This window comes from Streptomyces sp. NPDC049577 (assembly GCF_040675635.1).
In the GTDB taxonomy this organism is placed as follows: domain Bacteria; phylum Actinomycetota; class Actinomycetes; order Streptomycetales; family Streptomycetaceae; genus Streptomyces.
Map to the genome: position 1 here is coordinate 1 of NZ_JBFAPH010000249.1, position 9,276 is coordinate 9,276.

Here is a 9,276-nt window from a genome sequence, read left to right on the forward strand (position 1 = left end):
GCCGGGTCGCTGTCGTCGGCGAGCTTCAGGGCCGCCAGCAGGCGGGCGCGGTGGTGCGGATAGTTCGCGTGCGTGCGCAGCCAGCCGTCGGCGGTGCGCCAGAAGCGGGAGAGCGGGGCGAAGATGATGGGGGCGCGCCCGTCGACGCGCAGGTGCCGCTCGCTGACGAACGCGGTGGCCACCGCCCCGTCGTCCACCCGCACCACGGGCAGCGCCCCGCCGCCCCGCCGCACCGTCTCCAGCTCCGCGGCGGCCAGCGCGCACACCGCGACGGTGGACCGCGCCAGTTCCCGCACGGGGAGCCGTGCCGGCAGGGTTCCGGCGGGGCCGCCGTACTCGACGGCGTCCGTGAGCGCCGGGTCGCCACCGAGGCAACTCCAGGCGTGGTCGGTGTACTTGACCCATCGCTTGATCATTCCCGCAGTCTGGCACCGGGTGCCATCCGGCGGGAAGAGGCATGGGGCGCGGTCGGCGCGCACCCCTCACCGCCGGGCTGCGCCGTGGAGCTGCGAGGCCGTGCCCCCGTCGTGTGTGTGGGGGGGAATGCGACGGCAGTTCACCGTCACCACATCCGGGTGAAACCCCGCATGGCGCGGCGAGCGCTGGGGCACTCGTAGCGCGAGTGATGCATCCAAGCACATGACCGGATAAGAGGTCCTGTATGCGCCGTGTTGCCGTCATGACCCTGGGAGCCGCCGCCCTGCTCGGGCTCCTCGCCGCACCCGCCGCCGCGGCGGGTTCACCGGGGAAGGCCGGTGACGAGATCGCGCAGGTCCCGCATCAGTCGCGCGGCCTCGGCCCGGTCGCGGCCGACGCAGACCGCGCCGAACTTCCCGTAGTCGACCACCGCGCTCATCATGTGCAGCACGACGCCGGTGCCGAGCGCGGGGTCGTAGCCGAGCGGTGAGCCGGTGACCGCGTCGATCAGCCGGCCCGGGCGCAGGCCCGTGAAGCGCGGGTCCGTCAGCGCGTCCGACGCCTCGTACACGCGCTCCGTGCCGTCGGCGAGGACCAGGCGCCCGTCCGCGGTGGGGGAGATGCCCAGCAGGCCCGTCACCGTGGTGAACGGGTGCTTGGTGCCCGTCGCCCGCAGATTCAGTTCGCAGCCCAGCACGCGCGGGTCCGAGCGCGGGCCGGTGACGAGGAAGTCCACCCCGTAGTCGCCGCCCCGCAGCCCCCGCTCCCGCAGTGCCCGGCCGACCCGCACACCGAGGCCGGTGATCACGGCCCGGTAGGCGGCGTCGGCCGGGAAGGAGCAGCCCGCGTAGACCTGGCCGCCGGTGATCAGCACCTGGTCGTGCGTGGAGACGGCCTCCACCGTGCCGTCCGGGGTGATCCGGCCCTGGAAGCTGGGGCTGGCGAGCCCGTCGTCCTCGACCCACTCCTCCGCGATCGCGCCGGACTCCGCGATCATCGCGCTGAACTCCCGCCAGCTGATCTTCGCGTCGACCAGGACGGCGTGCGGCAGCTCGGCGTGGATCCGCTCGACGAGACCGGCCTCCCGCTCCGGGTCCAGACCGCTCACGTCGAGCACCGCGTTGCCGAGGCCGCCGCCGTAGGCCGTACTGTCCAGCTTGAGCACCACCCGGGGGTACCCCGCCCGCACCAGCCCGGCGACGCCCCGCGCGAGTTCGACCGTTGAGCGGCACAGCCCGGTGCCCGCCGGGACGGCGAGGCCCGCCTCGGCGAGCAGCGCGCGCCCGGCGCACTTGGTGCCCAGCGGGATCCAGGCCGCGTCGAACTGGTCCCGGGGCACGCCGAGGTCACGGGCGAGGCCCTCCAGCGGCAGCGACGGCTCGTAGTAACTCAGCCGCACGTCCGACCCGTTGTCCCGCTCGTGCTCCACGAACGCGTGGATGCCGGCGCGCAACCGCGCCGCGTCCGGGTTGCCGGGATCGAGGATCTTGTGGCTGAGCCAGCGGGAGGACGAGTCGTCCAGGCCCACCACCTCCACGGCCCGGCGGTCCGGGCGCGCGCCCTCGCCCAGCAGGCCGAGGTAGTACTCCACCTGCCGCTCGGCGTCCTCCATGGGCGGTGCCGTCACATAGAGCAGCCGCCCGCCGGCCCGGCAGACCGTGTGGATGATCGCGGGCCCGGCCAGCCGCTCGGGGAAGCGGGTCGCGCCGGTCAGCCGCTCCAGCAGCTGCGGATCGCACTCGCGGCTCTCGACGCAGACCAGCGCGGGGCGCGCCGGTGCCGGCCGGGTCATGGCGGCCTGCGCAGGGCGAAGACATGGGTTCCGGCGTCGCGGTCGGACGTGCCGAGCGTGGCGTGGACGCGCCGGTGGGCCAGCAGCTCCAGGCCCTCGTCCGCGGCGAGGGCGATGAAGTTGTCCGGATAGGTCTTGCGTTCGACGTCGTAGTCGAGCCCGGCCACCAGCGCCTCCAGCTCCAGCACCGTGAAGCGCACCCGCTGCCAGGGACTCTCGTCGCCCGGGTAGAACCGGCGGTCCCGGCGCGCCTCGTCGAGCAGCCGGTGCAGGGCCTCCGGAGTGCGGCGGTCCGCCTCCCGCAGGGCCCGCAGCCTGCGCCGCTCCGCCGGCGGAAGGTCCTCCTCGCGCACATGCGCCAGGGTCTCGTCGATGTAGGAGAGGTGGTGGTCGGCGATGATCCTGGACCGCTCCTCCTCGGATGTGAACCGGGAGATCATCTCGTCGGCGACCACGATCAGCCCGCCGGGCACGGTGTGCCGCTTGAGCCCGCGCAGGAACATCCTCGTGTCGAGGTGGTGCGAGGAGCCGACCGAGACCGCGAGGGGGAAGTCCTCGGGGCCGGTGTACTCGGTGATCCCGGTGCGGTGCGCGGTGATGCGGCGCGCCTCGGCCGTCCGCAGCAGGTGGGGGAAGGCGGCGGGGCTCGGCTCGACCGCGTCGATCCGGGCGTCGGGGAACATCTCGGTGAGCATCACCGTCGGCAGCCCGGGCCCGCTGCCGACGTCCAGGATCCGGTCGGGGAGCCGCGCGGCGTGGGTGCGGACCATCCTGCCGAGCTCCACCATCTGCATGGCGTAGGCGGGGTGGACGGCCTCGAAGAAGGAGTACTCGTCCACGCTGATCCGCGCCTCCCAGGCCTCGGTGGCGCTGCCGTCCGCGGGCCGGTGGCTCCCGGCCGGCGCGCCGGGATCATGATCGCGGACGAACCGGGGCACGGCGGGGACGCCCATCCGGTTGAGGACGTCGGACGCCAGTGTCGCGACGAGCCAGCTGTCGTGCTTGAGCAGCCCTTCGACGCGCGCGGGCTTCTCGTCGCGGGCACCGGCCCCGGCGGCGAGCTCCATCAGGGCCTCGGCCTGCCGCCAGACCTCGGCCGCCCCGCCGGGCGGCGGCAGCGGCTCGCCGTCCTCCGGGGACACCGGCGGCCCGGTCCGGTGGCCGCAGACGAAGACGGACCCCGACAGCCGCTCCACCGTCACCGCCGCCCGCGGCAGCCGCAGGTCGATGCCGGTGTCCCGGCGCGTGTAGGGGGCCTGGACGCGGTCGGCGTACCGGGCGACGTGTTCGCCGATCTCGTGCCACGGCACCTGGGTGGCCAGGTGCAGGGCCCGGCTCGGCAGCCCGTTCTGGCACTCCTGGACCACTTTGGCGACGAAATCCTCGATGCGCTCGGCCGAACCGATCACCGAGACGGGACGCAGGGATTCCATGGTCACCGCCTTCCGGTCCGGTGTCCGCGGCGAGGGCCGCCGGACCCGGACTCCGGGGAATTCCGGTGAAACCGGAGCCTACCTTTCCCGGCGAAACGCGGCATCACGAGACAACGGGGCCATGGCTCGACATTCAGTGACCAAAAGCGGCGGGGTTCTCACCCGTAGTAATGGGTGTGTTGATTCCACTTGATCGCCAGGTGTCGAACAAATGACGGTTGACGGGCCGTCGCGCTGCACCTTTTACTGTCCAACGGCCCACCCGGCGGGACAAAAATCCCTGATTTTGCGGGCGGCCGATTCACCCTCACTATGTGCTGTCGCAACCCAGCGTCGCACTTCCGGACCCATAGACTCCGCACACCCGCGACGCAGAGACCCGCGACTGCCCGCAGGACGAGAGGCGCACCACCCATGCACGACACCGACGGCACGCCGAGCCGCCGCTTCGGCCTGCCCACGGCCATCTCCCTGGTCATGGGCAACATCATCGGCGGCGGCATCTTCCTGCTCCCCGCCTCGGTCGCCCCCTTCGGCACGGTCAGCCTGCTCGCCTTCGGCGTCCTGACCGTCGGCGCCATCGCGCTCGCCCTCGTCTTCGGACGGCTCGCCGAGCGCGACCCGCGCACCGGCGGCCCGTACGTCTACGCGCGGGAGGCGTTCGGCGACTTCGCCGGATTCCTGTCGGCCTGGTCGTACTGGACGATGACCTGGGTCAGCAACGCGGCGCTGGCCGTCGCCGGCGTGGGTTACTTCCACGTCCTGACCGGCGGTACACACTCCGCCGGCTCGGACCTGCTCGTGGCGCTGCTCATGCTGTGGCTCCCCGCGCTGGCGAACCTCGCCGGCACCCGCTGGGTGGGCGCGGTGCAGCTCGTCTCCACCGTGATGAAGTTCGTGCCGCTGCTGTTCGTCGCGGTCGTCGGAATCTTCTTCTTCGACCCGAAGAACCTCGGCTCCTTCACCGAGGGCGGCGGAAACTGGACGGGCGGTCTGACCGCCTCGGCCGCGATCCTGCTCTACAGCTACATCGGCGTGGAGTCGGCGGCCATGAGCGCGGGCGAGGTCCGCGACCCCGAGCGCAACGTCGGCCGGGCGAGCGTCTTCGGCACCATCGGCGCGGCGCTGGTCTACCTGCTGGGCACCGTCTCCGTCTTCGGCACCGTCGCCCACGACAAGCTCGTCGACTCCACCGCGCCCTTCTCCGACGCCGTGAACGCGATGTTCGGCGGCGAGTGGGGCGGCACGCTGATCGCCCTCGCGGCGGTCGTCTCCATCGTCGGCGCGCTCAACGGCTGGACGCTCATGAGCGCCCAGGCCCCCTACGCGGCCGCCAAGGACGGGCTGTTCCCCGCCGCCTTCGCCAAGAAGCGGCGCGGCGTCCCGACGGCCGGTGTGCTCGCGGCGTCCGTGCTCGCCACCCTGCTGACGGTCGTCAACTACCTGCTGGGCTCGGGCGGGGTCTTCGAGGTCCTCGTCCTCGTCACCACCTTCTCGGCGACGGTTCCCTACCTGCTGGCCACCGCGGCGCAGATCTACTTCCTGCTCATCGGGCGGCGCGAGCAGGTGCGCCCGGCCCGGCTGACGCGGGACCTGGTCCTCTCGGTCGGCGCGTTCGCCTTCTCCTTCTGGCTGGTTGCCGGCGCCGGATACAAGGCCGTCTACCAGGGCGTGCTGTTCCTGTTCGTCGGCATCCTCGTCTACGTGTGGATGGCGGCCCGCCGCCCGGCAGGGGAGTCCGGGCGGCGAGCCGGCTCGGAGGAGGCGGCGCAGGCCGGTCCGGCCGGGGCGCCCGCCGCGACCGAGGCCGTGACCGCGACCGAGGCCGTCAGGCCGTGACGCCGCCGTCGAGCACCAGCTCGGTGCCGACGGTGTAGGCGGCCTCGTCGGAGGCGAGGTGGAGCACCGCCGCCGCCACCTCCTCGGGGCTGCCCGCACGGCCGGCCGGGACGTCGCGGCGCATCCGCTCCGCCTTGTCCGCCGGGGACTCCCCGGGGCGCGTCGACATCGGGGTGTCGACCGGCCCCGGGCTGACCGCGTTGATCCGGACGCCGTCGGCGATGTGGTCCCGCGCCGCGCTGCGGGTCAACGCCGAGACCGCGGCCTTGCTGGTGGCGTACGCGCCGAGCCCCTCCTTGCGCAGGTGCGCGCCGAGGTTGGACGCGATGTTCACGATCGCGCCGCCGCCGTGCGTCCGCATGTGGTCGATCTCGTGCTTCATGGACAGCCAGGTGCCGGTGAGGTTGACCGACAGGACCGTGTGCCAGTCGTCCTCGGCGATGTCCGCGACCTTGGCCGGCGGCACGGCCGTCCCCACGTTGTTCACGGCCACGTCCAGGCCGCCGTACGTCTCCACGGTCAGGGCGACCAGGGCCCGTACGTCCTCCGGACGGGTGACGTCCGCGGTGGCCGCGGTGGCCTGACCGCCCTCGGCCTCGATGAGCACCACGGTCTCCTTCAGCGGCTCCTCCCGGCGGCCGGCCACCACCACCCGGGCGCCCTCCCGGGCGAAGGCGAGCGCCACGGCCCGGCCGATGCCGGTGCCCCCGCCCGTGACGAGGACGGTCCTGCCGGTGAAACGTGCGGTCATGACGGGGGGCTCCTCAGCTGATCGGAAGACGGACGAAGACGGAAACGGGGCGGTCACCAGGAAGTGGAACGCTCGGTCCCGATTAAGGGCGTTCGGCTGGGCGGGGCGGGGCCGGCCGGGGCGAGTGGGGCGGCCGGGGCGGCGGCAGGGTGGCGGTTCAGTCCAGCAGGGTCAGGGCCTGGGCGGCGGCGTCACGCGGCCGGGCCGGGCCGGAGCCGATCCGGCCGACCACCCGGATGCCCTGCAGGAGCACCAGCAGCATCCGGGCCAGCGCCGCCGGATCCCGCTCCGGCGCCAGCTCGCCCTGGGCGCGGGCACGGATCAGCGCCGAGGTCAGCGCCGTCTCCAGGCTGTTCCAGCTCTCCTCGACCCGGCGGGCGCTGTCGGCGTCGTGCGCGCCGAGCTCCACCGCCGTGTTGGTGACGAAGCAGCCGCGCCGCAGCGCGTCGTCCGCCGACTCGTCCGCGAAGCGGCGCACCAGCTCCCGCACCGCCGGCAGGGCGGGCCCCGGCTGGGACAGCTCCTCCACGATCCGCGGGCCGCGCTGCTCCCCGTACCGGTCGAGCGCCTTCAGGTAGAGCTCCCGCTTGCTGCCGAACGTCGCGTAGAGGCTGGCGCGCGCGATGCCCAGATGCTCGACGAGGTCCGCCATCGACGTCGCCTCGTAGCCACGCCTCCAGAACAGCTCCAGGGCTGACTGCAGGGCGGCGTCCGGATCGAATTCCTTGGTCCTGGCCACGTGATCGACTCTAGCCATATCCAGAACGAACGGTCAATAAAGGAGTCGCGGGCTCCGGTTGGCGCCAGGGGCCGGCCGGTCGCGCAGCCGGCCGGCCGCCACCCGGTCCGCCTGTCCGGGTCCCGTCCGGGCCCGATTGCCGCCGCATTCATCCGTGTGGCTTGAATCTTTCTTCCGTCCCAAGCGTCCTGGCCGGATTTGGGCAGGGCTCTGACCGAAACGAATAAACCACCGTTCAGTTCAAGACCGGACTACTTGACATGGTTTTGAGTTGGTCATTGGCAAGTCAAAAGCGCCCCCTCAACGATGACCGGCATGGAGACAAGAATGAACCATTCCGGTGAGTCGGTCGTGGTCAGTACCGCTTCGGGGCGCCTCGCGGGCCGCCGCGAGGGCGACGTCACGGTCTTCCGTGGCGTGCCGTACGCCGAGCCGCCGGTGGGGCCCCTGCGCTTCGCCTCGCCGCGGCCGCCGCGGCCCTGGGGCGGGGTGCGGGAGGCGCTGGCGCCCGGACCCCTGTTCCTGCAGCCAGGAGCACCCGGCAGTGGCGAGGACTGCCTCTACGCGAACGTCTGGACGCCCGAGGTGTCCGGCAGCCGGCCGGTGCTGGTCTACATCCACGGCGGCGGTTGGCAGGTCGGTGGCGGAAGCGTGCCCACCTTCGACGGAGCCCGTCCCTCCGCCCACGGCGACATCGTTGTCGTGACGTTCAACTACCGTATGGCAGCCTTTGGTTTCGGGCTACACGAAGAGTTAGCGGACCCCGAATCCGGGGCAATCGCCAACTGGGGCCTGCAGGATCAGATCGCTCTCCTGCACTGGGTGCAGGACAACATCGCCGCATTCGGCGGCGACCCCGGGAACATCACCCTCTGCGGCACTTCGGCGGGCGGCGGGACCACCTATCTGCTCTCGCTCCTGCCCAAGGTGCGCGACATCGTCCGCCGCACGATCCACATCAGCGCGATGCACGTCTGGCAGCCGGTGAACTCGCTCACGCCCGAGGACTCCCGCGCCGTCTACGAGCTCCTGGCCCGCCGTTTCGGGACCACTGTGCCCGGACTGCGTGAGGTGCCCGCGACCGAGCTGTGGGACGCCTGGGCGGAGGTCTTCTCCGGCAGTCCCGAGAAGCGGGCCGTGGGCAGCGGGCGCGAGTACCGGGGACCGGTGGCCGACGGCACGTTGATGCGCGGCTTCGACCACGAACTGCCCACGCCCGACCTCCCGATGATGGTCGTCTACAACCACACCGAGGGGTCCTTCTTCACCGACCCGCTCGCCGGCTCCTTCCCGCCCGCCCCGCCGGCCCCCGTCGACGACGAGGAGCTGCGCGAGGCCGTCCGCGGCGTACTGATCAAGGGCGCCGCCGAGGTCGGCGACGCGCTCGTCGACGCCTGCGTCGCCCACTACCGCGAGTCCGCCCGGGCCGACGGCCTGCCGGACGACCACCTGTCGCTGTGGACCGAGGTCTGGGGCGACGCGCTGTTCCGTCACCAGATCGTGCGCCTCGCCGAGCGGCACGCCCGCGAGGGCCGGTCCGAGCAGTACCTCATGGAGTTCGCCCACCCCCTGCAACCCCCGCACTCCGGCACCCCGCACGACGCGACGTCGAAGTTCCTCTTCGCCTCCCACCGGCGGCCCGAGTTCGTCGGCCAGTTCGGCGACGGCCCGCGGGAGCGGCTGGTCTCCGACGCCTTCATCGAGCTGGTGGCCTCCTTCGCCCGCGACGGCGTGCCCCGCAGCGCCCACGTGCCCGACTGGCCGGTCTTCTCGCCGGACCGCCCGAGCACGCTGATCCTCGGTGGCCGGGACGGCGACCTCGCGCGCGTCGGCGTCACACCGAAGCTGCGCCAGCTGGCCTTCTGGGACGACGCGGACTGGGGCCCCCGCCCGACGACCGCGACCGGGTGACCCGCAATCCGGCGCCACCTCCAGGGCGTTCCGGCCGCTGTCAGGACCCGGAGCGCCCTGGGCTCACGGCCCCGTCCGTCACGCAGTGTGACACTGTACGCTGGTCCTCCGAACCGGCACGGAGGTCCCGCAGTGGGCGGACAGCAGCACCGCATACCCCTCGCCGCCCAGGAGCGGTTGCGCGACAAGGTCGCGCACGCCCTGCGCGCGGCCCTCATCTCGGGTGAACTCCGCCCCGGCTGCGTCTACTCCGCGCCCGCCCTCGCGGCCGACTTCGGTGTCTCCGCCACGCCCGTGCGCGAGGCCATGCTCGACCTGGCCCGGGAGGGCCTCGTCGAGGCCGTGCGCAACAAGGGCTTCCGGGTCACCGAGGTCAGCGAGCGCGACCTCGACC

Annotated in this window: 7 protein-coding genes and 1 pseudogene; 3 read left to right on the plus strand and 5 right to left on the minus strand. The window is 72.7% G+C overall.

Annotated features, from left to right (window positions below; all coding sequences use genetic code 11):
• From AB0K09_RS23930 to AB0K09_RS23940, 3 genes and pseudogenes are all read right to left on the minus strand, one after another.
• Positions 1–416, minus strand: a pseudogene (locus AB0K09_RS23930) (hypothetical protein); the annotation flags it as partial.
• 323 nt (positions 417–739) lie between these two features.
• Positions 740–2,209 (minus strand): peptide ligase PGM1-related protein, encoded by a 1,470-nt coding sequence (locus AB0K09_RS23935; RefSeq protein ID WP_366067426.1) that lies wholly within the window; start codon positions 2,207–2,209, stop codon positions 740–742.
• Positions 2,206–3,642, minus strand: a complete 1,437-nt coding sequence (locus AB0K09_RS23940; protein ID WP_366067427.1) for a class I SAM-dependent methyltransferase — start codon at positions 3,640–3,642, stop codon at positions 2,206–2,208. Before AB0K09_RS23940 ends, AB0K09_RS23935 begins: the two co-directional genes overlap by 4 nt.
• A gap of 414 nt (positions 3,643–4,056) precedes the next feature.
• Between AB0K09_RS23940 and AB0K09_RS23945 the strand changes: the two genes are divergently transcribed.
• The gene (locus AB0K09_RS23945) at positions 4,057–5,481 is read left to right on the plus strand and encodes an amino acid permease (protein ID WP_366067428.1); all 1,425 of its coding nucleotides are present in this window, start codon (positions 4,057–4,059) and stop codon (positions 5,479–5,481) included.
• Here the strand turns inward: AB0K09_RS23945 and AB0K09_RS23950 are convergent.
• Together AB0K09_RS23950 and AB0K09_RS23955 are read right to left on the minus strand one after the other, a co-directional pair.
• Positions 5,471–6,232 carry a glucose 1-dehydrogenase gene (locus tag AB0K09_RS23950; protein WP_366067429.1) on the minus strand — a complete coding sequence of 254 codons (762 nt, stop codon included), beginning with the start codon at positions 6,230–6,232 and terminating at the stop codon, positions 5,471–5,473. The two genes, AB0K09_RS23945 and AB0K09_RS23950, sit on opposite strands and share 11 nt — an antisense overlap.
• Positions 6,233–6,389: 157 nt before the next feature.
• Positions 6,390–6,971: a TetR family transcriptional regulator gene (locus tag AB0K09_RS23955; protein WP_366067430.1), complete on the minus strand. Its 582-nt coding sequence runs from the start codon at positions 6,969–6,971 to the stop codon at positions 6,390–6,392.
• A gap of 327 nt (positions 6,972–7,298) precedes the next feature.
• On the opposite strand from AB0K09_RS23955, the gene AB0K09_RS23960 reads away from it, so the two are divergent.
• Both AB0K09_RS23960 and AB0K09_RS23965 read left to right on the plus strand, forming a co-directional pair.
• Positions 7,299–8,882 (plus strand): carboxylesterase family protein, encoded by a 1,584-nt coding sequence (locus tag AB0K09_RS23960; protein ID WP_366067431.1) that lies wholly within the window; start codon positions 7,299–7,301, stop codon positions 8,880–8,882.
• A gap of 132 nt (positions 8,883–9,014) precedes the next feature.
• Positions 9,015–9,276 (plus strand): GntR family transcriptional regulator (locus AB0K09_RS23965; RefSeq protein WP_366067432.1); only part of this gene is annotated, 262 nt, incomplete at its 3' end.

Coding starts and splice junctions, on each gene's coding strand:
- AB0K09_RS23940 (WP_366067427.1), bottom strand. CDS start 3,642: ATGGAATCCCTGCGTCCCGTCTCGGTGATCGGTTCGGCCGAGCGCATC.
- AB0K09_RS23935 (WP_366067426.1), bottom strand. CDS start 2,209: ATGACCCGGCCGGCACCGGCGCGCCCCGCGCTGGTCTGCGTCGAGAGC.
- AB0K09_RS23945 (WP_366067428.1), top strand. CDS start 4,057: ATGCACGACACCGACGGCACGCCGAGCCGCCGCTTCGGCCTGCCCACG.
- AB0K09_RS23960 (WP_366067431.1), top strand. CDS start 7,299: ATGAACCATTCCGGTGAGTCGGTCGTGGTCAGTACCGCTTCGGGGCGC.
- AB0K09_RS23950 (WP_366067429.1), bottom strand. CDS start 6,232: ATGACCGCACGTTTCACCGGCAGGACCGTCCTCGTCACGGGCGGGGGC.